Here is a 24,493-nt window from a genome sequence, read left to right on the forward strand (position 1 = left end):
GCCGCGCATCCCCCTATAACGTTCGACATGAGCGACCTGTTCGCCGCGACCGCGGCGCCTTCCGATTATGATGCCAGCCATATCGAGGTGCTGGAAGGGCTGGAACCGGTCCGTCGCCGGCCCGGCATGTATATCGGCGGCACCGACGAACGCGCCCTCCACCATCTTGCTGCCGAAGTGCTCGACAATGCCATGGACGAGGCGGTCGCCGGCCATGCCAGCCGCATCGAGGTGACGTTGGAGTCCGATGGCAGCCTGACGATAAGCGATAATGGCCGCGGCATCCCGATCGATCCGCACCCGCGCTTTCCCGACAAATCGGCGCTCGAAGTCATCATGACCATGCTGCATTCGGGCGGCAAGTTCAGTGGCAAGGCCTATGCCACGTCGGGCGGCCTGCACGGCGTCGGCATTTCCGTCGTCAACGCGCTGTCGTCCGATATGACGGTCGAGGTGGCGCGCAACCGCGAGTTGTTCCGCCAGGGCTTTTCGCGCGGCTTCCCGACGTCGAAGCTGGAACGGATGGGCGCGGTGCCCAATCGCCGCGGCACCACGATCCGCTTCCTGCCCGACACCCAGATCTTCGGCGAGGAAGCGCGGTTCCGCGCGTCGCGGCTGTACAAGCTGGCGCGATCGAAGGCGTATCTGTTCGGCGGTGTCGAAATCCGCTGGAAGGGTGCCGCCGCCTTGCTCGACGGTGATACGCCCGAGGCGGCGGTGTTCCAGTTTCCCGGCGGCCTCGCCGATCATCTGAAGGAACGCGTCGCCGATCGCGAGCTGGTGACACCCGAGCTGTTCGCCGGCCGCGCCGATCTCGCCGACGGCAAGGGCGCGGTCGAATGGGCCTGCGCCTGGCCGCAATATGGCGAAGGCGCCGCAAGCTTTTACTGCAACACAATCCCGACGCCCGATGGCGGCACCCATGAAACCGGGCTCAGGACGGCGCTGACCCGCGGCCTCAGGAACTATGCGGCACTGACCGGCAACAAGAAGGCCGGCGAGCTGTCCGGCGAGGACGTGTTCACCGGCGCCGAGATCATGCTGTCGCTGTTCATCCGCGACCCGCAATTCCAGAGCCAGACCAAGGATCGCCTGACCAGCCCCGAGGCGACACGGCTCGTCGAGAACGCCATCAAGGACCATTTCGATCACTGGCTCACCGGCTCGGGCGAACGCGGCAAGGCGCTGCTGGCCTTTGTTATCGAACGCATGGACGATCGCCTGCGCCGCCGCGCCGAACTGCTCGTCAAGCGCAAGACCGCGACCAGCAAGCGCAACCTCCGGCTGCCAGGCAAGCTGACCGATTGCGCCCGCAACGACAGCGCCGGCACCGAATTGTTCATCGTCGAAGGCGATAGCGCCGGCGGGTCGGCCAAGCAGGCGCGCGATCGCATGACCCAGGCAATCCTGCCGATCCGCGGCAAGATCCTCAATGTCGCCAGCGCCAATGCCGCCAAGATCGGCGCCAACAGCGAAGTGGCCGACCTGATCCAGGCGCTCGGCTGCGGCACGCGCGGGCAATATTCGCCCGAGGCGCTGCGCTATGAACGCATCGTCATCATGACCGACGCCGATGTAGACGGCGCCCATATCGCGACGCTACTGATGACCTTCTTCTTCCAGGAGATGCCCGGGCTCGTCCGCGACGGCCGGCTCTACCTGGCGCTGCCGCCGCTGTACCGGCTCGCGGCGGGCGGCACCGTCGCCTATGCCCGCGACGATGCCCATCGGCTCGAGCTGCTGAAGACGGTGTTCGCCGGCAAGACGAAGATCGAGGTCGGCCGCTTCAAGGGCCTCGGCGAAATGGCGCCGTCGCAGTTGAAGGAAACCACGATGGACCCGGCGAAACGCACCCTGCTGCGCGTCGTGCTGCCCGATGGCGTCGATGCGAAGGCCGCCGTCGCCGACCTTGTCGAACGGCTGATGGGCCGCAACCCGGAACACCGCTTTGCCTTCATCCAGGCGCACGCCGATGCGGTCGATGCCGAGGCGCTCGACGCCTGACGTCCCGCGCGGCGGGGCTTGACCCCTTCGTCATTCGGCTACCTAATCGCAGCAACGAAACGAGGGGTCGAATGATGAACATCCTGCTGCGCTGCGCGCTTCCGCTGGCGATTGCACTTGCCGCTCCCGTACTGGCCGCGCCTGGCGTGCCCGGCACGACGATGCCGGCCAATTACAGCCAGTTGGCGAGCTTCTTTGCCGAATGGCGGGCGTTTGTCGCGCCCCCGGTGACCAACGGCGTCGCCGACTACAGTGCCGCCGGCATCGCCCGCCAGGCGGCCGCGCTGCCGGCGTGGCGCGCGCGGCTGGCGGCGATCGACACGTCCGGCTGGAGCGTGGCCGCGAAGAACGACCATCGCATCGTCGCCGCAGAGCTGAACGCGTTCGATTTCAACCTGCGCGTGCTGAAGCCTTGGGCTCGCGATCCCGGTTTCTATGCCAACATCGCCGCCGACTGGAGCGACGTGCCGGCCCATGAAGGCCAGACGCTGCTGCCCAACATCGATCTCTATGCCTGGCAATGGCCGCTGAAGCCGGCCGACGACAAGGCATTGACGGCGGCGCTGGCATCGGTGCCAGCGACGCTGGCCGCGGCGCGCAGCAACCTCGCACCCAGCACGGCGCACGATCTCTGGTCCTATGGCAGCGCCGCATTCAAGGACCAGTCGGCGACGCTTGCAGCGCTCGGCGCCGGCACGCTGAAGCTGCGGACGCTCGATGGCCCCGTCCTCGCCGACATGAAGGGCGCCAGCCCGGCGCTGCGCAAGGCGATCGCCGCCGCCAAGTCCGCCACCGACGATTTCGCCGCCTGGATCGCTGCCGAGGCGCCGAAGCGCACCGGCCCGACGGGCGTCGGCAAGGCCGATTACAACTGGCACGCCAAGAATGTGATGCTGTCGCCCTATGACTGGGACGCGCAGATGACGCTGCTGCAGCGCGAGCTCGATCGCTCGCTTGCCGGCCTGCGGCTGGAGGAGGTGCGCAATCGCAAGCTGCCGCCGCTGGTGCCGATGACCGATGCCGCCGCCTATGCCCGCATGGTCGCCGATCGCCAGACGAAGTTCAGTGCCTTCTTTGCCGACACCGGCCTGTCGACCAGCGAGCCCTATCTCGCCGCTGCCATCGCCGCCCAGTCGGTGGAGTTCGCGCCCGAGGGCAGCCGCAATTTCTTCAGCCATGTCACGATGCACGATCCGCTGCCGCTGATCTCGCACTTCACCCATTGGATGGACCTGGCGCGGCTGCGCGCGGCGCCGCATGCCAGCCCGATCCGCCAGCTTGCGCCGGCGTTCAACATGTACGCCGACCGGTCCGAAGGCTTTGCGACGGCGTTCGAGGAAGTCGCCATGCAGGCGGGTCTGTACGACGACCTGCCACGCGGGCGTGAACTGGTGTGGATCATGCTCGCCAACCGCGCGGCGCGCGGCATCGCCTCGCTGCGCGTCCAGGCCAATGAGTTCGATCTCGACGCCGCCGGCAAGTACCACGCCACCTGGACGCCGCGCGGCTGGTCCGATCCCAGCTCCAAACTCGTCGGATTCGAACAGCTGCTCTATGCCCGCCAGCCGGGTTACGGGCCCAGCTATATCATCGGCAAGATCCAGCTCGATTCCCTGATGGCGGCGCAATCCCATGCCGACGATATTGCCGGTCGCCCATTCGTGATGCGCGACTTCTTCGCGCGCGTGATGGCGGCGGGCATCCTGCCGGTGGCGCTCATCGAAGACGAGATGATGGCGCCCGCCGGCCATTAGGGAACCCGCTGCAATGATGAACGTTAATCGCAGCGTTGCGCGGCGTCAGATCCCCGCATCGGGAGCCGGGGGATGATCGAGTATCTGCAGAAGCTGCTGGGCCAGTCAGGCCTGGCACCCCACGGCGTGTGCCTGTTGTGGGACCCGGCGCTGATCTGGACCCATGTCGTCGCCGATGCCGCCACGGGGCTGGCCTATTTCTCGATACCGTTCGCCATGGCGGTGTTCCTGACCCGCCGCCCCGACATTCGCTTTCGCGCCGTCGCCTGGCTGTTCGTCGCCTTCATCATTGCGTGTGGCGCCACGCATTTCCTGTCGATCTGGACGCTGTGGAACCCCGACTATGGTCCCGAGGCGCTGGTCAAGCTGGTCACCGCGGTGATTTCCGTCGCGACCGCGGTGATGCTGTGGCCGCTGCTGCCGCGGGCGCTGGCGCTGCCGTCGCCGCAGATGCTGCAGCAGGCGAACGACGATCTGATGCTGCGCATCGCCGAGCGCGACGCCGCGCTCGATGCCCTGCACACTGCCAATGCCACCCGCGAACGTGCCGAGGCGATGCTGGCGCAGGCGCAGAAGATGGAGTCGCTTGGCCAGCTGACCGGCGGTATTGCGCATGATTTCAACAATCTGTTGACCATCGTCGTCGCCAATGTCGATCGGGCCCGGCGTTTCGGCAGCGACAATCCGCGCATTGTCGGGGCGCTCGATGCTGCACAGAATGGTGCTGACCGCGCTGCGCGGTTGACTGACCAGCTGCTGTCCTTTGCCCGTCGCCAGCCCCTGCAACCGGAGAGACACGACCTGAATGCCATTGTCGAAGACAGCATGGCGCTGTTCGGGCGCACGCTCGATCCGTCGATCCGCTTGCAGATCGAGCTGGCACCCGACTTGTGGCCGGTGTGCATCGACCAGGGCCAGTGCGAGAACGCCGTGCTGAACCTGATCGTCAACGCCCGTGACGCGATGCCCGACGGCGGCACGCTGACCATTCGCACCGCCAATATCGATGGTGAGGCCGCTGTCGAGTTGCAGGTGATCGACACCGGCACAGGGATGCTGCCAGACGTCGTGGCGCGCGCCTTCGAACCGTTTTTCACGACCAAGGCAATCGGCCGCGGCAGTGGCCTGGGATTGAGCCAGGTCTATGGTTTTGCCAGCCAGTCGGGCGGCGAAGTCGACATCATCTCGACCCCCGAGGCCGGCACGACCGTGTCGTTGCGCCTGCCGGGTGCCGAGCAATCGCTGGAAAGGACATGATGGTCATTGCATATGACGCTACCCGACTGCCCGTGATCCTGATCGTCGAAGACGAGGCGCTGCTGCGCGAGGTCAGCGCGATGGAATTCGAGGATGCAGGCTTTGATGTTCTTGCCGCTGCGGATGGCGACGAGGCGCTGGCCTATGTCGCCAGCCGTCCCGACATCGACCTGCTGTTCACCGATATCAGCCTGCGCGACAGCATCGACGGCTGGACGATCGCCGAACGGGCGCGCGCGATGCGACCCGATTTGGCGGTCATCTATGCCACCGGCTACGCGCCCGACGCCGTCAAGCTGGTCAAGGATGCGCGCTTCTTCAAAAAGCCGTTCCTGCCGACGGCGATCGTCGCGGCGGCCCGGGAAATGATCGGCGACCGGCCCGATCAGCCGACCGCTGGCACCGATTTGAGATAAGCCGCGATGGCGGCGCGATCGGCCTTGGGCAACTTCGCCAGGTTCTGCTGGACCTCCACCATGCTGCCGCCGACGCTGTCGTAATCGGGCGTGAAACCGGTTTCGAGATAGGTTTCGATCTCGGCGGCCGACCAGGCGCCGATGCCGGATTTCGCCGGGGTGATATTGGGGATGCGGCCCTTGCCCTCTGGGTTCGCAGCCCCGCCGAGCCAGCGCGCCGTATCGAGACCGCCCAGACCCTGCAGCATGCGCGGCGTGTGGCATTGGCCGCAATGGCCGGGCCCCTCGACCAGATAGCGCCCGCGGACGACGGCGGCCGACGCGCCGGCGGGCAGCGCCACGATCGGGCTCTCGTCGCCGAGATACATCAGCTTCCACAGGCCGACGCCGCGGCGGATGCTGTAGGGAAAGCCGAGCGCGGTGTCGGGGGTGCGCGTGGCCACCGGCGGCAAGGTCCGCAAATAGGCGAACAGGTCGGCGATATCGCCCTTCGTCATCTTGATATAGCTGTTGTACGGAAACGCCGGATAAAGGTGCCGCCCGTCGGGATCGACGCCACGCTGCATGGCATTGGCGAAGTCGGCGATCCGCCAGCCGCCGATGCCGGCATCCGGATCGGGCGAGATATTGGGCGCCTGGAACTGCCCGAACGGCGTTGCCAGCGGGCGACCGCCCAGCCGCAGCCGATCGTCACCCCGCGCCCCGGCTGCAGCATGGCACGAGGCGCAGCCACCGGCCCAGAAGATGCGGGCACCGCGCCCGGCATCACCGCTGGCTTCGGCCGCGATGGCGTCCGCCGGCAGCCGCGGAGGGATCGTCAGCACCCAGAACAGCGCCGCTGCCGCCACGATGACGGCGGCGACGGCGATGGCGGCCCGCCGCATCGCGGCTATTGTTCCTTGACGCGGAACGCCTCGTGGCAGCTCTTGCAGTTCGCCGTGACCTGGCCGAACAACGGCTTCATCGCATCGAGGCTGGCCGGCCTCGCCGCCGCTGCAGCACCGGTATCGGTCTGGAACTTGGCCACCGCGGCCTTGAAGTCGGCGGGCTTTTCCCAGATCGCCGGAGCGGCCTCGGTCTTGCCGCCGGTCTTCGATGTCGGCGGGAACTTGGTGCCAAAGGCCTTGGCACCCGCATTCATGCTGGTGAACAGCGCCGTGACCGCCGCCGCATCATACGGCGTCTCACCCTTCATGTAACCGACCAGCGCCTTGGTATCTTTGCCGTTCTGCTTCATGATCGCCTGGCGTTCGGCGATGGGATCGGCGGCAATCGCCGGTGCGGCGGCAACGGTGGCGGCGAGCAGCAACATCATCATGCGCATCGATGGTTCTCCCTTGGGCGGCGTCGTTACACGCAGCAAAGCCAAGTCGGGACAATAGCGCAATGGAGAAATTTCGCTGCGGCGATGGCGGCGGGGCTGGGAGGCAATTGCGCAGCGCTGCCTAGCAAACCTGTCACCCCGGCGAGCCGAAGGCGACCGAAGGCGAAGGCCGGGGCCCCATAACCCACCAACTCGGCCACCGAAGAACGTCATCCCGGCGCTGCCCGAGACCCCGCGCCTGTCCTTGCCCGCCAGAGAAGACGCTTGGTTCCAGCCTGTGACGCGATGGCGGGAAACGTGCGCCAGCCTAGCGGAGATCGTGGTTCATGGGCCCCGGCGTTGACCTTCGGTCGGCTTCGGCTCGCCGGGGTGACAGTTGCTCCTGGCCCCGGCCTCAGGCCATCGCGGCTTCCAGCGCCTCGCTCGCCGCCAGCCAATTGGCCTCGCTCTGGGCCAGCGCCTTCTCGGCCTCGCCACGCAGGCGCATCAGGTCCTTGGCCGGCCGATGCATGTCCGACGCATTGGCCGATTTCGGGTCTGCCAGCGCGCGGTCGATCTCGGCGATCCGCGCCGTCAGCCGGGCGGTCTCGGCCTCGGCGTCCTTCACCGTCTTGCGCAGGCCCGATGCCGCCTCGCGCGCCGCGGCGGCCGCCTTGCGATCGTCCTTTTTGTTGCCGCCCGAACTCTTGCCCTTGCTGCCTTCGGGCGACGCCGGGCCCTTGCCCAGGATGGTGTCGGTATAATCGTCCAGGCTCCCGGCGAACTCGGTCGCCCGCCCGGCGTCGACCAGCACCAGCCGGTCGGCGCTCGCCTCGATCATGTGGCGATCGTGGCTGACCACCACGACCGCGCCTTCATAATCGTTGAGCGCCTGGACCAGCGCCTCACGCGTATCGACGTCGAGGTGGTTGGTCGGCTCGTCGAGGATGAGCAGGTGCGGCGCGTCGCGGGTAATCAGCGCCAGTGCCAGTCGCGCCTTTTCGCCGCCCGACATCTTTCCGACCTTCTGTTCCGCCATCGCCCCCGAAAAGCCGAAACGCCCCAGTTGCGCGCGCACCTGGCTCGGGTTGGCCCCGCGCATCAGCCGGCTCATATGCTCGAGCGGGCTGTCGTCGCTGTCGAGCTCCTCGACCTGATATTGGGTGAAATAGCCGACGCGCAGCTTGCCCGGGGCGTGCTTGGTGCCCTCCATCGGCGGCAATTGCCCCGACAGCAGCCGTGCCAGCGTCGTCTTGCCGTTGCCGTTGCGCCCCAGCAGCGCCAGCCGGTCGTCGGGATCGAGCCTGAGGTCGATCTGCTGCAGGATGGCGCGGCCGTCATAACCGACCGCGGCATGGTCGAGCTGGACCAGCGGCGGCTTCAGCGGTTGTGGCGACGGGAAGTTGAAGACGAGGGTAGGATCGGTTACCGCCTCGGCGATCGGCTGCATCCTGGCCAGCGCCTTCTGCCGCGACTGCGCCTGCTTGGCGGTCGACGCACGGGCGCTGTTGCGGGCGACATAATCCTGCAGCTTGGCACGCTGCGCCGCCTGGGCCTCGCGGGCGCTGGCCAGCTGGGCCAGGCGCTCGGCACGCTGCCGCTCGAAATCGTCATAGCCGCCGGGGTAGAGCGTGATCTTGCCCTGTTCGAGATGCAGGATGCAGTCGACGACGTTATTCAGCAGATCGCGTTCGTGGCTGATGACGACGATGGTGGCGCGATAGGTCTTGAGGAAGCTTTCCAGCCACATCGTCGCTTCGAGATCGAGGTGGTTCGACGGCTCGTCGAGCAGCAGCAGGTCGGGCTGCGAAAAGAGCAGCGCCGCCAGCGCGACACGCATCCGCCAGCCGCCCGAATAGCTGTCGAGCGGGCGATGCTGCGCCGCCTCGTCGAAACCGAGGCCGACGAGGATGCGGCTGGCGCGGGCCGCGGCGGTATAGGCATCGATGGCGATCAGGCGGTCGTGGATCTCGGCAAGGCGGCCGGGCTCGACATGCCCAGCCTCCTCCTCGGCCATCAGGGCGGCGCGCTCGACATCGGCGGCGAGCACGGTTTCGAACGGCGTGCCCTGCCCCGCCGGCGCCTCCTGCGCGACATAACCGAGCCGCGCGCTCTTCGGCATTTCGACGCTGCCGCTGTCGGGATCGAGCGTACCCGCGATGACCTTCATCAGCGTCGACTTGCCGGCGCCATTGCGGCCGATCAGCCCGATGCGGCCCCGCGGCGGCAAAGTCGCGGTCGCATTGTCGAGGATGGTCCGGCCGCCGAGGCGGACGGTGACGGCGTTCATGGTCAGCATGCGGAGCAGGTAGCATGGCGAAGTGCAGCCGTCGACCAGCGCGCAGCGCAGGGCGCGGACAGGCGCGACACCGGCCAGCGGGGCGGCGCGGGCGAGACGCGCCGAACCCGTATGACGTCGGCATGGGCTTTGCCACGCTCTTGCTGCGCTCGTGAAAACGGCCAGCGAGGGGGAGTCCCTGCTGGCCGTTTTCTCTAGGAAGGGCATGGGCAAAGCCCATGCTGGCGTCGGGCGGGTTCGGTCGGCCTTCTGGCCAACCGCCCCGCCGGCCGGGCTTGCGCCTGTCGGCGCATCACAGCGATTTGCTATGCAAATCTGCCGTTATGCGCGCGTGGCGCTGCGCCTTACTTCTTCGTCGCGAGGAACGCGATCACGTTGGCGCGATCTTCCGGCTTCTTCAGCCCGGCGAACGCCATCTTGGTGCCCTTGACGACCTTCTGCGGTGCGGCAAGGTAGGCGTCGAGCTGAGCTACGGTCCAGGTCAGCCCGCTGTTCTTGTTGGCGGCCGAATAGGTGTAGCCCGGAACGGTGCCGGCCTTGCGACCGACGACGCCGAACAGCGACGGGCCGACGCGGTTCACGCCCTTGTCGGTGACATGGCAGACCTTGCACTGGTTGAACACGGCGGCACCCTTGACGGGGTCGCCGGCGGCGGCGGCGGGGGTCGACATGGTGGCAACCGACACCGCGGCAGCGGCGATCGTGGCGAAAGCAATCTTGGTCATGCGGCCTCTCGGGTTTCGTGGAAAATGCCCAATAGACGGTTTCAGCGGGCGTCGCAATTTCTAGACGACGCTGGAAACGTTAACAATCGGTCGGAAAGTCGCGGGGCTGCACAAGCTCAGGTCAGCAGATGTTCGACGAGGCTTCGAACCTTGGCCTGCCGCCACTGCGGCGTCGGCGCGATCAGCCAATACGCCGCGCTTGCCGCCTGCGGTTCGCCCAGCGCCACTACGCGGCCCGCCTCCAGGTCGGCCGCCGCCAGCGTCGCCGGCACCAGCGCCTGCCCCAGCCCCGATGCTGCGGCATCGATCGCCAGCCCGGCATCGGCGACCGTCAATCCCGGCGCCTGCGGATCGCCCGGATGCGCGATGCGCGGCAGCTCTCCAGTATCGGGCGGGCCGACCAGCACCAGCGTCTCGGGCGTCAGCGTGCGGCCATGGATGCCCTCCGCCTCCGGCTCGCCCGAATAGACGATGGCCAGATCGAGGTTGGCCTGGGTGAAATCGGGCACGCCGTCGCTGCCGGCGATGACGAAGCGGATGTCGGGATGCTGCGCAGCATAATGCGCCAGCCGGGCATTCAGCCACTTCGCCGTGAAATCGCGCGGCGCCGCGATCGTCAGCACCTTCGAACCCTGCCCGTCCTGGAGGATGCGGACGCTTTCCTCGAAATTGAGGAACCCCGCCCGCAGCGCCGGCAGCGAGCGTTCGGCCTCCGCCGTCAGCTCCAAGTTGCGGGTCATGCGCTTGAACAGCACAACGCCGAGCGTGTCTTCGAGCGCACGGATCTGCTGGCCGACGGCGGCGGGCGTGACCGCAAGCTCGTCCGCCGCCTTGGTGAACGACAGGTGCCGGGCGGCGGCGTCGAACACGCGAAGCGCATTCAGCGGCAGGTGCGTGCGCTTCATCCGGTCAGTTGACGCTCGGCTTCAACGTCGGATGCTCCAGCGCAAAGGCCGGGATCATGACATCGAAGGCGCCGCTTTCGCCGCGCATCTCGTAATGGCCCTGCATGGTGCCGCTCGGCGTTGCCAGCGGGCAGCCAGAGACATAGTCGAAGGCGCCGCCCGGTTCGATCAGCGGCTGCTGACCGATGACGCCGGGCCCGTCGACATGCTCGATCCGGCCGTCGCCGTCGGTGATCGCCCAGTGCCGCGCCAGCAGCTGCACGGTTTCGAGACCGTGGTTCTCGATGCGGACGTGATAGCTCCAGACGTGCCGCGGCGCCTGGGCGTCGGACTGGTCGGGCAAATAGCGCGGCGCCACGCGCACGGTGATCCGCCGCGTCGTCGCCTGGTAGGGGAACATCAGGTTGATGACCATCTACAGGCCGACCCCCCGCAGCGCCTGGTCGAGATCGTCGATCAGGTCCTGCGGATCCTCAAGGCCGACCGAAAGGCGCAGCATGCCTTCGGTGATGCCCATCTGCTCACGCACCTCGGGACTGACGCTGGCGTGGGTGGTGGAGGCCGGATGCGTCATCAATGTGCGCGAATCGCCGAGGTTGTTGGAAATGTCGATCAGGGCCAGCCCGTCGAGCAGGCCATGCGCCTGCGGCCGGCCGCCGTCGAGGAACAGCGCGATGATGGTGCCGCCGGCGGTCATCTGGCGCATCGCCAGCGCGTGCTGGGGATGGGAGGCGAGGCCGGGGTAGAGCGCGCGCGGCACCCGGCCTTCGAGGAAGGTCGCGACCTTCAGCGCATTCTCGCACGAGCGGCGGACGCGCAGGTCGAGCGTCTCCAGGCTTTTCAACACCACCCAGGCGTTGAACGGCGAAAGGTTCGGCCCGGTGTGGCGGGCATACGCCAGATAGACGTCGTTCATCCACTTTTCGGTGCCGAGCACGGCGCCGGCGAGCACCCGCCCCTGCCCGTCCATCAGCTTCGTCGCCGAATAGGCGACGACATCGGCGCCGAGATCCAGCGGCCGCTGGACGATCGGGGAGGCAAAGGCATTGTCGACGACGACGACGGCGCCGGCATCATGGCCGATATCGGCGATAGCGCGGATGTCGGAGACTTCGAGGCCGGGATTGGACGGCGTTTCGAGGAAGAACGCCCTGGTATTGGGCTGGCGGGCCCGCGCCCAGGCGTCGACATCGGCGGCATCGACCGTCGTCGTCTGGATGCCGAAGCGCGGCAGGATGGTATCGACGAGCACGCGGCAGGAACCGAACAGCGCCCGCCCGGCAACAAGATGGTCGCCGGCCGAAAGCTGGCAGAGCAGCGCCGCGGTCATTGCCGCCATGCCGGTTGTCGTCGCCCGTGCCGCCTCGGCACCTTCCAGCAATGCCAGCCGCTTTTCCAGCATGTCCGTTGTCGGGTTCTGCAGCCGCGAATAGGTCATGCCCGGACGTTCGCCACGGAAGCGCGCGGCAGCTTCCTCGGCATTGTCGTAGGCATAGCCCGAGGTCATGAAGATCGCCTCGGACGTTTCGCCGAAATCCGACCGCGCCGTGCCGCCGCGCACGGCGAGCGTCGCCGGCCGCCAGGCGTCGGTGATGCTGCGATCCTGGCCGGCAAAACGTTTCATGTCGGCAGGAATAGGCGGGGGCGCGCCGGTAAGCAACGTCCCAGCGCCGCGCGCGCGCAGCGAAGCGCTGCGCGCCGACAGGCGCAAGACCGATCGGCGGGGCGGTCGGAAACCCCGACCGAACCCGTCCGGCGCCAGCATGGGCTTTGCCCATGCCCTCCCCTCCCCACCATTCAACTTGCCAACATACCAACCAGTCGGTACGTTCGTTTCATGTCAGCCCGCGATCGCCTCCTCGACGCCGCCACCGACCTGGTCCGTCGCCAGGGGTTCGGGGGCACCTCGGTCGATGCGCTATGTGCGCACGCCGCGGTCACCAAGGGCGCGTTCTTCCACCATTTTGCCTCGAAGGAGGCGCTCGGCGTCGCCGCCGCGCAGCATTGGACCGACCATGCCGCCGCGCTGTTCGGCGCCGGCGCCTGGCACGCAGACCCCGATCCGGTGGCGCGGGTGCTCGGCTATGTCGATTTCCGGCGCGACCTGATCGTCGGGTCGCCGGCCGAATTCACCTGCCTTGCCGGCACGATGGTGCAGGAACTTCACGAGACGAGCCCGGCTATCCGCGATGCCTGCCGCGCCAGCATCTATGGCCATGCCGCGACGCTGGAGGCGGATCTTGCAGCGGCCATCGCGGCACGCGGCGTCACCGGCGTGACCGCCGAAGGGTTGGCGCTGCACACCCAGGCGGTGCTGCAGGGCGGCTTCATCCTTTCGAAGGCGAGCGGCGATACGGTGCCGGCGCTCGCCAGTATCGATCACCTGCGCCGCTATCTCGTGTTGCTTTTTGGGGAAGGAGACCAGTGATGACCGAGCCGAACCAGACACTGCCGCTGCCCGGCGTGACCCCGCATCTCGTCTGCAAGGATGCAGCGGCGGCGATCGAATTCTACAAGGCGGCGTTCGGCGCCGAGGAGATGGTGCGCCTGCCCGGCAAGGACGGCCGGTTGATGCACGCCGCGCTGACGATCAACGGCGGCGTCGTCATGCTGGCGGACGAGTTTCCGGAAATGGGCGGCCTGTCGCCGCTGACGCTGAAGGGCTCGCCGGTCACCCTGCACCTCTATTCGCCCGACGCGACCGCCGCGATCGCCCGGGCCGAGGCGGCCGGCGCCACGGTGACGATGCCGGCCCAGCCGATGTTTTGGGGCGATCTCTACGGCATGGTCACCGATCCGTTCGGCCATGTCTGGTCGATCGCGACGCCGATGGGACCGCCGAAGTCGAGCGCGGAACTCGCCGCCGCGCTGGCAGAGGCCTGAGCCATGGGCAGCATAACACCCTGCCTGTGGTTCGATACCGAGGCCGAGGACGCCGCCCGCCATTATGTCGGCCTCTTCGACAGGGCCGCGATCGGCACCATCTCGCGCTATGGCGAGAACATGCCGCGCCCGGCCGGCACCGTGCTGGTCGTCGAATTCACCCTGCGCGGCCAGCCGTTCATGGCGCTCAACGGTGGTCCCGGCGTGCCCTTCACCGATGCGATCTCGCTGTCGGTGGATTGCGAGACCCAGGATGAGATCGACCACTACTGGAACGGCCTGATCGATGGCGGCGGCCAGGCGGTGCAGTGCGGCTGGCTGAAGGATCGCTTCGGCGTGTCCTGGCAGGTGGCGCCGCGCATGATGTCCGACCTGCAGCGCAACGGCACGCCGGAACAGGTTGGCCGCCTGATGCAGGCGATGATGGGCATGGTGAAACTCGACATGGCGGCGCTGCAGCGCGCCTTTGATGGAGAATGAACTTGGCGGAAGCACATGAACTGTCGGTCAGCCACCATATCGCCGCCCCGCCGGCGGTGGTCTGGCGTGCCTTCACCGAACATCTCACCGAATGGTGGTGTCCGCGACCCTGGACGAGCGAGATCCGCGCGCTCGAATGGCGGCCGGGCGGCGCCTTCGACATCGCGATGAAGGGTCCCGACGGCGAGGGCGGTGGCGGCGCCGGTGTGGTGCTCGAGGTGACGCCGGAGCGACGCTTCGTCTTCACCAGCGCGCTCGCCCCCGGCTGGCAACCCCAGGAAGACTTCAAGATGGTCGGCATCTTCGAATTCGCACCGGCTGCCGATGGCGGTACCGATTACCGCGCCACCGCCCGGCATTGGGATGAGGCGACGAAGCAGACCCATGAGGCGATGGGCTTCGCAACCGGCTGGGGCGCCGTTGCCGTCCAGCTGGCCGAGGTCGCCGAGCGGCTGGACGCCCGATGACAGGCAGCCGCGCGGCGATTGCCGGCGGCTGCCTGTGCGGCGCCCTGCGCTATGCGGCTTCGGCCGCGCCGGCAATGGCCGGCTATTGCTTCTGTGCCGATTGCCGCAAGGCATCGGGATCGGGGTTCATGCCGTTCATGAATTTCGACGCGGCGGCATTGCGCTTCAGTGGCGCGGCCCGGCAGCACGTCGGGCGCGCGGCGCGTGGTACCGATTCCGTGCGCAATTTTTGCCCGACGTGCGGGGGCCTGGTGTTCGGCGGCATCATCGGGATCGACACCGACCACACCATTTATGCGGGCTCGCTCGATGACCCGGCAGCGTTCACCCCCCGCATCGGTATCTTCGCGCGCGACCGCCCGGCGTGGGTGCCGCTGCCGCCCGATATCACGGTTTTCGACACCATGCCCGACAGGAGGACCGAATGACCCTCGTTCCAGCACGGCAGCTTGCCGAAGCAACGCCGATCCGCTTTCCTAACGAGAGCGCCGAATATCGCACCGCCCGCACCGCGCTTTTGGCCGAGGAGATCGAACTGCGCCGCCGGCTGGCGCGCGTTGCCGAAGCGCGGCAGGCGCTGCCGCCGGGTGGCGAGGTGCGCGGCGATTATCGTTTCATCGGCAACAATGGCGCGAGCGATTTTGCCGGGCTGTTCGGCGACCATGACACGCTGATCGTCTACAGCTTCATGTTCGGGCCGGAACGCGCGCGGCCCTGCCCGATGTGCACCAATTTCATCGGGCCGCTGGCCGCCAACGCCGCCGATATCGGCCAGCAGGCGGCATTGGCGGTCGTCGCGCGGTCGCCCTACGAGCGGCTGGCGGCCTTTGCCCGGGAACGCGGCTGGGCCCCGATCCCGCTCTACCAGGACGACAACGACGCGTACTTGCGCGACTATGCCGGCTATGAAACCGGCGGCGACGACCCGGCGGCGCTCAATGTGTTCGTCCGCCAAGACGGCGTCGTCCGGCATTTCTGGGCCGAGGAACTGGGCGGCAACACCGCCGATCCCGGCCAGGATCCGCGCGGCGCACCCGACATCGCGCCCTTGTGGAACCTGCTCGACAAGACGCCGCGCGGCCGCTTGGCCAGCTGGTATCCGCGCCTCGCATACGACTGACGAGGGGGCACCACGGTCCAACATTGCTCTTTTGTAATGTTGGTTGTAGAAGCGGCTGCCATCACAGGAGTAGCCCGTGCCCAAGTTTGCCGCCGGCGTCGTGCGTTTTCAGCGCGACGTCTACCCAGAGAAGAAGCCGCTGTTCGAAACGCTGAGCAAGGGCCAATCGCCCGAGGCGCTGTTCATCACCTGCTCCGATTCGCGCATCGAGCTCGGCATGCTGACCCAGACCGAGCCTGGCGACCTGTTCGTCGTGCGCAACGCCGGCAACATCGTGCCGCCGCACTCCAATTCCACCGGGGCGACGACCGCGGCGATCGAATTCGCCGTCGGCGGGCTGAAGGTGCCGCACATCGTCATCTGCGGCCACACCGATTGCGGCGCCATGAAGGGCGCGGTGGCGCCTGAAAAACTCGACGCGCTGCCGCATGTCCGCGACTGGCTGGGCTATTCGCGTGCGGCCGTCGATATCGTGGCGGCGATCGGCGGCGATCTCGACGACCATGCCCGCATGCTGTTGCTGCTCGAACAGAATGTCATCCTGCAGCTCAACCACCTGAAGACGCACCCCACGGTAGCGGTGGCGCTGGCGATGGGGACGCTGCAGCTCCACGGCTGGGTCTATGACATCAAGGACGGCGAGGTCTATGCCTATGACGAAGCCGCCAATGATTTCAAGCCGGTAAGCCAGCGTTATGCGGCGCAGGTCAAGAAATACATGGACGCCCACGGCCATTCACACGCCGACGCCTGATCCCGCAGCGCGGCGTCAGGCAGCGACCTGCGCGCCGCGCACCAGCCGGCCCGGCAGCGCGCCGCTCGGCACGCCATCGCGATAGGTGACGACGCCGCTCTTGATCGTCACCGCATAACCGTCGGCGAGCTGGCGCAGGCGCTTGCCGCCGGCGGGCAGGTCGCGCGCCATGGTCGGCGCGTGCAACGTCAACGCAGCCATGTCGATGACATTGATGTCGGCCCTGTAGCCCGGCGCCAGCCGGCCGCGATCGTCGAGACCGACGGCCGTTGCCGGCACCGACGTCAGCGATCGTATCGCCGCGGCCAACGGCACCGCCTGCCCGGGCGCGGCATCGCGGACGAAACGCTGCAGATAATAGGTCGTGAAGCTGGCGTCGCAGATGACGCCATAATGCGCGCCGCCGTCGCCCAGCCCGATGATCGTGTCGGGGTGGGTGCACATCTCCCGCGCGGCCGCCAGATTGCCGTCACGATAATTGGCGCCCGGCAGGAACAGGATGTTGCGGCCGTCGTTAGCGATCAGCAGCTCATAGGCGACTTCGGCCGCCGTACGCTGCTCGCGCTTGGCGATGCGGTCGATACGATCCTCCGGCGCCGGGTCATAGACCGGCGGCTCGCCCATCACATAGGTCGCGGTCGAAGCCTGGACGATCGCCATGTAGAAGGGATTGGTGTCGCTCGGCTCCTCCGACAGCAGCTGCGCGCGCAGGGCCGGATCGCGCAGCGCCGCGACCTTTTCGGCCAGCGGCAACTCGGCGAGCGGGCGGAAGCTCGGGTGCAGCGAGAACGGATGGAACGACAGGTCGAGGCCGAACAACAGCCCGACCGGCCGCGGATAGACCTGGCCGCGAATGGTAACGCCCTCGGCATGGGAGGCTTCGAGCGCGCTCAGATACTGGCGCCAGCCGTCCTCGTCGCCGGTCGCCATCTGCAGCAGGGAGAACGACAGTGGCCGCCCCGAAGCCGCCGCCACCCGGCGCATCAGCGCGAACTCGTCGCTGGCCTCACCATGGATGTCGGGGATCAGCTGGTACACACCGGCGCCGGCATCGCGCAGCCCGGCCGCCAGCGCCAGCAGCTCGTCCTCGGGCGAATTGAGACTTGGTGCCAGCTCGCCCGCCCGCGTCCGGTGCAGCATGTTGCGCGACGTGGTGACGCCGAGCGCGCCGGCGTGGATCGCCTCGGTCGTCAGGCGGCGCATTTCGGCGAGATCGGCGTCCGTCGGCGCTTCGCGGTTGGCGCCGCGTTCGCCCATCACATAGACGCGCAGCGCCGAATGCGGCAGCTGCGCCGCGACGTCGATGTCGAGCTGGCGCGCCGCCAGGGCATCGAGATATTGCGGAAACGTCTCCCAGTTCCACGGCAGCCCGGCGGTCATCACCACCTCGGGGATGTCCTCTACGCCCTCCATCAGCCCGATAAGCATGCCGTGCTGGTCGGGCTTGCACGGCGCGAAACCGACCCCGCAATTGCCCATCACCACCGAGGTGACGCCGTGCCCCGACGACGGCGTCATCCGGTGTTCCCAGGTCGCCTGGCCGTCATAATGGGTGTGCACGTCGACAAAACCCGGGGTGACGATCCTGCCGGTCGCGTCGATCTCTTCGATGCCGCTGCCGGTGACGGTGCCGATGGCGACGATGCGGTCACCGCTGATCGCGACATCCCCCACAACGCCCGCATTGCCGAGCCCATCGTGAATCTCGCCGCCCCGGATCACCAGGTCATAATCTGCCATGTCACTCTCCCAATATCAGCAGCCTAGCACGCCGCCGGCGCGGTGACACCGCTTGCATTGGGGAGGATGGCTAGCGACGCCGCGCGATCAGCAGCAATGCCAGGCTCTCGGGCACCAGTGCGGCGATAGCGGTGGTCATCAGCGACAGGGTCGCCCCCGGATCGAACAGCCCGGCCCGGCCGCCGAGCCAGGCCGACAGGATATCGCTGGCATCGATGGCGATGCAGGCGATCAGCAGCGTGCGGATCATCGCCGGCCCTGCGCTCGCCACCAGCACGGCGATGACCATGTCACGCACCGCCCAGACCCGGATGATATAGGGCATCTGCAAGTTATCCGCGGCCGGCGCTGCGAGCTGTTCCATCAGCGCCGCCGGCAGCAGATAGCCATAGGCCGCCAGCCCGAAACGCACGACGCACATCAGCCCGATAAGCAGCGCAACGGCAGCCGGCTGGCCCCGCATCAGGCCGTCGCCACCGGCATCGGTTCATGCCCGCGCACGATCAGCAGGTACATCACCGGCGTCACGATGCGGCTGAGCAATGTCGACGAGATCAGCCCGCCGATGATCACCCAGGCGAGCGGGCCATAGAGTCCCGATCCCGACAGCGCCAGCGGCAGCAGGCCGCCGATCGCCGTCACGCTGGTCAGCAGCACGGGCAGGAAACGCACCTCTCCGGCGCGCTCGATGGCGTCGCGCAGGCCCATGCCCTTCTGCCGCAACTGGGTGGTGAAATCGACGAGAAGGATCGAATTCTTGATCTCGATGCCGATCAGCGCGACGAAGCCGATGACGGCGGTATAACTCAAGGAGTTGCCCGTCAGGAACAGCGCCACCAGCCCGCCGAACAGCCCGAGCGGAATGACGCCCGCCACCACCGCGGTCTCGCGGAAGCGGCCGAACTCGATGACCAGCACGCCCAGGATGCCGAATACCGCGATCGCGATGATCGGCCCCAACCCGCCAAAGCTGCGCGCCGCGACTTCGGCCTCGCCGCCCTGGTCGAAGCTGTAGCCGGCGGGCAGCTTCACCGCCTTGATCGCCTCATAGACGGCGCTGTTGACCTTTGCGGTCAGGAAACCATCGACGATCTGCGACTGGACCGAGACGATGCGCTGCTGGCGTTCACGGTTGATCCGCGGCGGCGCGCTGTCGAGCTGCGGCGTTGCGATCTGGCGCAACGGGATGGCACCGCCGGCCGTCGGCACATAGATCCTGTCGAGTTCAGACAGTTCGTGGCGGACATCGAGCGGCAGCCGCACGACGACATTATAGCTGTCACCCTCGCGGTCGCGCAGCCGGCCGGCATTTTCACCCGACAGCGCCAGCCGCAATGCCCGGCGCGGCGCCCCGGGGACGACGCCGAGCAGCGCCGCCTTGGAGGCGTCGAGCCCCAGATCGAGCCGCTGCTGATCGACCGCCACCGGATTGACGACGTCACGGGTGCCGGGAACCTTGCGCATCACCGCCTCGGTTTCCGCCGCCAGCCGCTTCAGCACGTCGAGCTCGGGCCCGACGATCTTGACCGAGATCGGCGAATCGATCGGCGGGCCGTTCTGGAAGATCTTCAGCACGAATTGCGCATCGGGGTTGGTTTCGAAACGCTGGCGCAGCCGCGCGACCAGCGCCGGGCCGGCGATCGGGTCCCAGCCCTTCAGGGTCACCAGCACTTCGCCGACGTTGCTGCGCTGGTCGAAATTGCGCTGGTTATAGAAAATCTGCGGGTTGCCGCGGCCGACATTGGCCATCACCGCGACGACGTCGGGTTCGCCGCGTGTCGCGGCCTCGACATGGCGCACGGCGCGCTCGGTCTGGGCGATGGCGGCGCCTTCGGGGGCAGTGACGCTGACCAGGAAATAGGGCGCATCGGCGGGCGGAAACAGGCTCGACCCGATAAACGGCACCAGCGCACAGCCCGAAAACACCAGCACGCTTGCCGCCGCCATCGCCTTCCAGGGGTTGGTCAGCGACCAGTGCAGCGTCGGCGCATAGAAGCGCTGGATGCCGCCCTGGATGGTCTGCAGGAACCGGTTGCCATGCTCACTTTCGGTGCGCGGCATGATGCGGCTGGCGAGGAACGGCACGATGGTCAGCGACACCAGCAGCGAGGCGGCGACGGTGCCGAGCACGGCGACCGGCAACGACCGGGTGAACTTGCCGGCGCCTTCGGGCAGGAAGGCAAGCGGCAGGAAAGCGAACAGCAACACGAAGGTGCAGCCGATGACCGCAACGGCGATCTCGCGCGTGCCCGTCAGCGCCGCCGCCTCCCGGCTCTCGCCCTCGCGCAAATGGCGGGCGATGTTCTCGGTCACGACGATCGAATCGTCGACCAGCAACCCCAGCGCGATGATGAAGCCCGAGATCGCCAGCTGGTTGAGCGTGAAGCCCGAAAACGCCAGCACCGCGCAGCCGATCGCCAGCGACAGCGGCACCGACACCATGACGACGAGCGATGCCCGCCAGCCGAGCGGCAGCAGCGTGATCAGCACCAGGCCGAGCGCGATGGCGAAATCGCGGCCGAGCTGGTCCAGCTTGCGCGAAATGTCGAGCGACTGGTCGAAGGCGATTTCCAGCTGCACATCGGGCGGCAGCAGCTTGCGATACTCTTCCGCCGATTTCACAGCCGCATCGCGGATATCGAGGACGTTGAGATTGTCCTTTTGCGTCATCGTTACCCAGACGGCGCGCTTGCCGTTGTAGCGGGCGTAATGCGGCTGTTCCTCGTAATTCCAGCCGACGGCGGCGACATCGCGGACCCTGACGACGCGGCCGTCGCTGGCGCGGACCGGTTCGTCGGCGATTTCCGCAATGCTGCGAAAGGCGCCGCCGGCCTGGACGTTCAATCGCTGGTCGCCGATGTGGACGCTGCCCGGCGGCAGGTCGGTGGAACCCTGGCGCAGCGCATCTGTCAGCGCCGTCACCGGCAGGCCGAGTTGCGCCATGCGGCCGGCATCGATGGCGACGCGCACCTCCGGCGTCGGGATCGCCCAGGCCCGGCTGTTGCGCACTCCCGACACCCGGTTCATCCGCTCGCGCAGGTCCTTGGCGAGCTTTTCGAGGCGGCGGTAGCTGGCGGTGTCGCTGACCAGCGCGAACTGGACGACGGCCGCCTCGGTGGTCCGCGTCTTCTGGAATTCCAGCCGCTGCAGGGCCGACGGCAGCGTGCCGCGGATGGCGTTCACCTCGCGGACGACCTCGTCGTAATTCTTCTCGGGGTCGCCGTTCCAGCTGAATTCGGCGGTGATGACGGCAGTGCCGTCGGTCGATCGCGACTGGACGCGGACGATCCCGTCGAGGCCCTGGATGACATCCTCGATCGGCTTGGCGATCGTCGTTTCCATATCGGACGGCTCGGCGCCGGGGACGGTGGCGACGACGTTGACGAACGGCGACGGAAAATGCGGGTCGACCGAGCGCGGGATGGTCAGGAAGGCGGAAATGCCGATCGCGGCGAGCAGCGCGAACGCCACCAGCGTGATCTGCCAGCGCTGGACCGCAAAGGCGATGAAGCCCATGTCAGGCGGCGGGTCTTGCTGCAGGCCGGGCGGCCGTGGTCACGGCGGCTTGCGCAACCTTGACGCGCATGCCGTCGCGCAGCCGGTCGGCACCCGATGTCACCACCCGCTCTCCGGGTTTGAGGCCGGAGGTGACGGTAACGGCGGTGTCGCCCAGCGGTCCAAGGGCAACCTGGCGCAGCCGTACCGTCGAACCGGCGCCGTCCAGCACATAGACAAAGCCTTCATCGGCGCGGGCGGCAAAGATCGCCGTTGCCGGCACCGTGACATCGCCGTCCACCGGCCCGACCCCACCAAAGCGCAGCCGCGCCGTGCCGATCAGGCCCGACCGCATGTCGTCCCGCGGGGGCAGCGTCAGTTCGACGCGAAAGGTGCCGGTGGTGTCGTCGCCGCGCGCGCCGATCTCGCTGACGGTCGCCGCCAATGGCTCGGGGCCGAGCGCCGGCAGGGTAACGGCGGCCAATTGCCCGCGCCTGACCCGCGCGAGGTCGGCGTCGGCCAGCGGCACGCGAAGCACATAGCCCGAGGAGCGTTCACCCACGATCAGCACCACCTGGCCGGGCGTGGTGATCTGGCCAGGTTCCGCGGGGCGGCGCAGAACGATACCGGCCGACGGAGAGCGTATGGTGGCGAGTCCGACGTCGAAACCGGTCTGCGAGGCCCGGGCGCGCGCGGCGGCAGCCGCGGCACGTGCTGTCTCGACGCGGGGCGCGGTCACCCAACCCTTGTCGAACAGCGCTGCCAGCCGACGATAATCGGCGTCGGCCCGCGTGACTTCGGCGCCGGCCGAAGCAGATGCCGCATCGAGGCTGGTGGGATCGAGCCGGGCAAGCACCTGGCCGCGCGCCACACTGTCGCCTTCGCGCACCATGATCGCGGCGATGCGGCCGGCAGTGTTGAAGCCCAGCGCCGTCTCCCGCTTCAGCCTGACAGTGCCGCTGAGCTCCAGGCTGGCGGTGCCGGTCGCCGGCACGGCGGGCGTGACGGCCACCGGCAAGGCATCGCCGGTGGCGGCCGCAGGCGGCGGCGTGGAGGCCTGGCACCCGGCGACAAGGGTGAACACCAGCCCCAGTCCGATGGATCGCTCCTGCCCCCGCTGCATCGCTCGCCCGCCCGTCTCGACAACCGAATTTGATTGCGACTCATATCAATAGGGCCGGGAGATTGTTGCGCAACCGCTTTTTTGAGCAGCGCTCAACTTTGTCGCAGAGGCGGACTGTGGGCTTTGGCACCTTATCTGCGAACAGTGCGTTAATCACTGATCGTGAGCGCATTGACTGTTAATGATTTAGAAATCATATGGTCAGCAACTGCAGCCTCGCATCCTGGGAGTACGGCGATTTCCGCCACGATATGTCCGGCTATGGTGAACTCGTGATCGGGCAACCCGGCGCTGATCGCGGCCAAGGCCGCCCGAACGGCGTCGTCGTTGCCCACGATCTGCAGTGCGATTTCATGGGTGGCGCCGATGAAGGTTGCGCTCGCCCAATCGGTCGAGCTGACGTGTTCGACTACGACAGTCGGTTTTTGCCTATCCGCAATCGCCAAGCTGCTCAGTTCGCTGATCCCTCGCACGATGGCCAGCGCGATGTGGTTGCCCCCATGTTGCATTATGCGGCACCCTTTCGGTCTGTATCGCCGACTTCGCGCGCGATGAAGGATAGCACCCGATCGGCCATGGCCGGGCGCGGCTCGCGGCCGCGGCGCAGGTCGAAGACGAATCGCGGATCGCCGACCACGTCGCGGCCGAATCGCGACGGTGGTATCGCCCGGCGCCGGAGATGGCGTTCGACAGTTACGAGCAAAGACATCAGCTTACCTCCCCAATGGCGCCAAATCACGTCCGATTCGGCAGGTTCGACAAAACATCGCCTGCAAAATCCTACTAGTCTAGGTAAAAAACTATGGTAGAGTTCGATTCAAGCGGACCGGGAGAGGAGGTTCCGCGAGTTATGGACAGTTTCGCCATCCGCAAGCGGTTGGACGGGCTGATTGCGTCGCGTGGAGAGGATTATGCCTCGTTGTCCCGGCGTCTCGGCCGCAATCCCACCTATATCCAGCAATTCGTCAAACGCGGCGTGCCCCGCCGTCTGTCGGAAAACGACCGGCGCGTGCTTGCCCAGCATTTCGGCATCGCCGAACGTCTGCTCGGCGGTCCCGACGACAGCACCGCCAGGGCCGTGGTCGCCCGGCCCGGTCTCGTGCAGCGCAGCGAGGATTATGTGCTCATCCCGCAGCTCGCCATCGGCGCATCGGCGGGTCCGGGTGTGGAGCCGGGCGAGGAGACCCCGCTCGCGACCCTCGCCTTCCAGGCGAGCTGGGTGCGCAGCGTCGCCAATGGCCGGCCGGAGGCGCTGTCGGTGATCAATGTCGAAGGCGATTCCATGCTGCCGACGCTCGCCGATGGCGACCAGATCCTCGTCGACACCGATGATCGCGAGCGGCTGCGCGACGGTATCTATGTGCTGCGCACCGACGATGCCCTGCTCGTCAAGCGGCTGTCGGTGCATCCGGCGACCCGCCGGCTGACGATCCGCAGCGACAACGACGCCTATCCGAGCTGGGACGACTGCGATCCGGCCGGGGTAACGGTGATCGGGCGGGTGGTGTGGGTCGGCCGGCGCCTCAACTAGGTCGTGAACTGGCGCCTGCGACCTAGCGCCGCCGGTCGATCACGGCGACGGCAATGGCCCCGATAACGCCCAAAACGAGCCCGCCGACCAGCCCCATCGACGTCTCTCCGAACAGCATTCCGACGATCGGGCCGATGATCAGCCCGGCGGCAATCAGGCAGCCACCACCCTGGACTGGGCGGCGGGACGCGGGCGGTTCGGGTGGCGTAGTCGGCATGAGGGTGCTTTGACACGCCC

The 24,493-nt window shown here is 67.4% G+C and carries 25 protein-coding genes; 12 read left to right on the forward strand and 13 right to left on the reverse strand.

Annotated features, from left to right (window positions below):
* Positions 1–27 precede the first annotated feature (27 nt).
* From parE to ACP7AI_RS07070, 4 genes are all read left to right on the forward strand, one after another.
* On the forward strand, positions 28–2,004 hold the full coding sequence (gene parE, locus ACP7AI_RS07055; RefSeq protein ID WP_426165537.1) for a DNA topoisomerase IV subunit B: 1,977 nt from the start codon (positions 28–30) through the stop codon (positions 2,002–2,004).
* A gap of 74 nt (positions 2,005–2,078) precedes the next feature.
* Positions 2,079–3,758, forward strand: a complete 1,680-nt coding sequence (locus ACP7AI_RS07060) for a DUF885 family protein (RefSeq protein WP_426165539.1) — start codon at positions 2,079–2,081, stop codon at positions 3,756–3,758.
* A gap of 72 nt (positions 3,759–3,830) precedes the next feature.
* Positions 3,831–5,015 (forward strand): ATP-binding protein, encoded by a 1,185-nt coding sequence (locus ACP7AI_RS07065; RefSeq protein ID WP_426165541.1) that lies wholly within the window; start codon positions 3,831–3,833, stop codon positions 5,013–5,015.
* Positions 5,012–5,431, forward strand: coding sequence for a response regulator (locus tag ACP7AI_RS07070; RefSeq protein ID WP_426165543.1), 420 nt, complete (start codon positions 5,012–5,014; stop codon positions 5,429–5,431). Before ACP7AI_RS07065 ends, ACP7AI_RS07070 begins: the two co-directional genes overlap by 4 nt.
* On the opposite strand, the gene ACP7AI_RS07075 is transcribed toward ACP7AI_RS07070, so the two are convergent.
* The 7 genes from ACP7AI_RS07075 to metZ all read right to left on the reverse strand — a co-directional run bounded on the left by ACP7AI_RS07075 (position 5,401) and on the right by metZ (position 12,287).
* Positions 5,401–6,315: a c-type cytochrome gene (locus ACP7AI_RS07075; protein ID WP_426165545.1), complete on the reverse strand. Its 915-nt coding sequence runs from the start codon at positions 6,313–6,315 to the stop codon at positions 5,401–5,403. The two genes, ACP7AI_RS07070 and ACP7AI_RS07075, sit on opposite strands and share 31 nt — an antisense overlap.
* Before the next feature lie 5 nt (positions 6,316–6,320).
* A complete protein-coding gene (locus ACP7AI_RS07080) occupies positions 6,321–6,800 on the reverse strand; it encodes a c-type cytochrome (protein WP_426165547.1) in 480 nt (159 codons plus the stop codon).
* A gap of 349 nt (positions 6,801–7,149) precedes the next feature.
* Entirely contained in the window at positions 7,150–9,033 is a 1,884-nt protein-coding gene (locus ACP7AI_RS07085; protein WP_426165549.1) for an ABC-F family ATP-binding cassette domain-containing protein, read from the reverse strand.
* Positions 9,034–9,377: 344 nt separating this feature from the next.
* Complete coding sequence (locus ACP7AI_RS07090) at positions 9,378–9,758, reverse strand: c-type cytochrome (RefSeq protein WP_426165551.1); 381 nt, start codon at positions 9,756–9,758, stop codon at positions 9,378–9,380.
* A 116-nt stretch (positions 9,759–9,874) separates the two neighbouring features.
* Entirely contained in the window at positions 9,875–10,663 is a 789-nt protein-coding gene (locus ACP7AI_RS07095) for a LysR substrate-binding domain-containing protein (RefSeq protein WP_426165553.1), read from the reverse strand.
* A 4-nt stretch (positions 10,664–10,667) separates the two neighbouring features.
* Entirely contained in the window at positions 10,668–11,078 is a 411-nt protein-coding gene (apaG, locus tag ACP7AI_RS07100; protein WP_426165555.1) for a Co2+/Mg2+ efflux protein ApaG, read from the reverse strand.
* Positions 11,079–12,287 (reverse strand): O-succinylhomoserine sulfhydrylase, encoded by a 1,209-nt coding sequence (gene metZ, locus ACP7AI_RS07105; protein ID WP_426165557.1) that lies wholly within the window; start codon positions 12,285–12,287, stop codon positions 11,079–11,081.
* 213 nt (positions 12,288–12,500) lie between these two features.
* On the opposite strand from metZ, the gene ACP7AI_RS07110 reads away from it, so the two are divergent.
* From ACP7AI_RS07110 to ACP7AI_RS07140, 7 genes are all read left to right on the forward strand, one after another.
* The gene (locus ACP7AI_RS07110) at positions 12,501–13,091 is read left to right on the forward strand and encodes a TetR/AcrR family transcriptional regulator (protein WP_426165559.1); all 591 of its coding nucleotides are present in this window, start codon (positions 12,501–12,503) and stop codon (positions 13,089–13,091) included.
* On the forward strand, positions 13,091–13,546 hold the full coding sequence (locus tag ACP7AI_RS07115; RefSeq protein WP_426165561.1) for a VOC family protein: 456 nt from the start codon (positions 13,091–13,093) through the stop codon (positions 13,544–13,546). The genes ACP7AI_RS07110 and ACP7AI_RS07115 overlap by 1 nt, the downstream gene beginning before the upstream one ends.
* Before the next feature lie 3 nt (positions 13,547–13,549).
* Positions 13,550–14,026: a VOC family protein gene (locus ACP7AI_RS07120; RefSeq protein ID WP_426165563.1), complete on the forward strand. Its 477-nt coding sequence runs from the start codon at positions 13,550–13,552 to the stop codon at positions 14,024–14,026.
* Between the two features lie 2 nt (positions 14,027–14,028).
* Positions 14,029–14,493 (forward strand): SRPBCC domain-containing protein, encoded by a 465-nt coding sequence (locus ACP7AI_RS07125; RefSeq protein WP_426165565.1) that lies wholly within the window; start codon positions 14,029–14,031, stop codon positions 14,491–14,493.
* Positions 14,490–14,921: a GFA family protein gene (locus ACP7AI_RS07130; protein WP_426165567.1), complete on the forward strand. Its 432-nt coding sequence runs from the start codon at positions 14,490–14,492 to the stop codon at positions 14,919–14,921. The genes ACP7AI_RS07125 and ACP7AI_RS07130 overlap by 4 nt, the downstream gene beginning before the upstream one ends.
* Positions 14,918–15,613: a DUF899 family protein gene (locus tag ACP7AI_RS07135; protein ID WP_426165569.1), complete on the forward strand. Its 696-nt coding sequence runs from the start codon at positions 14,918–14,920 to the stop codon at positions 15,611–15,613. The genes ACP7AI_RS07130 and ACP7AI_RS07135 overlap by 4 nt, the downstream gene beginning before the upstream one ends.
* Positions 15,614–15,689: 76 nt before the next feature.
* Entirely contained in the window at positions 15,690–16,367 is a 678-nt protein-coding gene (locus ACP7AI_RS07140; RefSeq protein WP_426165571.1) for a carbonic anhydrase, read from the forward strand.
* 15 nt (positions 16,368–16,382) lie between these two features.
* On the opposite strand, the gene ACP7AI_RS07145 is transcribed toward ACP7AI_RS07140, so the two are convergent.
* The 5 genes from ACP7AI_RS07145 to ACP7AI_RS07165 form a co-directional block, all read right to left on the reverse strand.
* Positions 16,383–18,107, reverse strand: a complete 1,725-nt coding sequence (locus tag ACP7AI_RS07145; protein ID WP_426165573.1) for an N-acyl-D-amino-acid deacylase family protein — start codon at positions 18,105–18,107, stop codon at positions 16,383–16,385.
* A 70-nt stretch (positions 18,108–18,177) separates the two neighbouring features.
* Positions 18,178–18,570, reverse strand: a complete 393-nt coding sequence (locus tag ACP7AI_RS07150) for a hypothetical protein (protein WP_426165575.1) — start codon at positions 18,568–18,570, stop codon at positions 18,178–18,180.
* On the reverse strand, positions 18,570–21,623 hold the full coding sequence (locus ACP7AI_RS07155) for an efflux RND transporter permease subunit (RefSeq protein WP_426165577.1): 3,054 nt from the start codon (positions 21,621–21,623) through the stop codon (positions 18,570–18,572). Before ACP7AI_RS07155 ends, ACP7AI_RS07150 begins: the two co-directional genes overlap by 1 nt.
* A gap of 1 nt (position 21,624) precedes the next feature.
* Complete coding sequence (locus ACP7AI_RS07160) at positions 21,625–22,725, reverse strand: efflux RND transporter periplasmic adaptor subunit (RefSeq protein WP_426165579.1); 1,101 nt, start codon at positions 22,723–22,725, stop codon at positions 21,625–21,627.
* Positions 22,726–22,874: 149 nt separating this feature from the next.
* Positions 22,875–23,234, reverse strand: a complete 360-nt coding sequence (locus tag ACP7AI_RS07165) for a hypothetical protein (protein ID WP_426165581.1) — start codon at positions 23,232–23,234, stop codon at positions 22,875–22,877.
* Positions 23,235–23,575: 341 nt separating this feature from the next.
* On the opposite strand from ACP7AI_RS07165, the gene ACP7AI_RS07170 reads away from it, so the two are divergent.
* On the forward strand, positions 23,576–24,256 hold the full coding sequence (locus tag ACP7AI_RS07170; protein WP_426165583.1) for a S24 family peptidase: 681 nt from the start codon (positions 23,576–23,578) through the stop codon (positions 24,254–24,256).
* 22 nt (positions 24,257–24,278) lie between these two features.
* Here the strand turns inward: ACP7AI_RS07170 and ACP7AI_RS07175 are convergent, their stop codons facing one another.
* Positions 24,279–24,473 (reverse strand): hypothetical protein, encoded by a 195-nt coding sequence (locus ACP7AI_RS07175; RefSeq protein ID WP_426165585.1) that lies wholly within the window; start codon positions 24,471–24,473, stop codon positions 24,279–24,281.
* Positions 24,474–24,493 lie beyond the last annotated feature (20 nt).

Source organism: Sandarakinorhabdus sp. DWP1-3-1 (assembly GCF_049896705.1).
Classification (GTDB): domain Bacteria; phylum Pseudomonadota; class Alphaproteobacteria; order Sphingomonadales; family Sphingomonadaceae; genus Sandarakinorhabdus.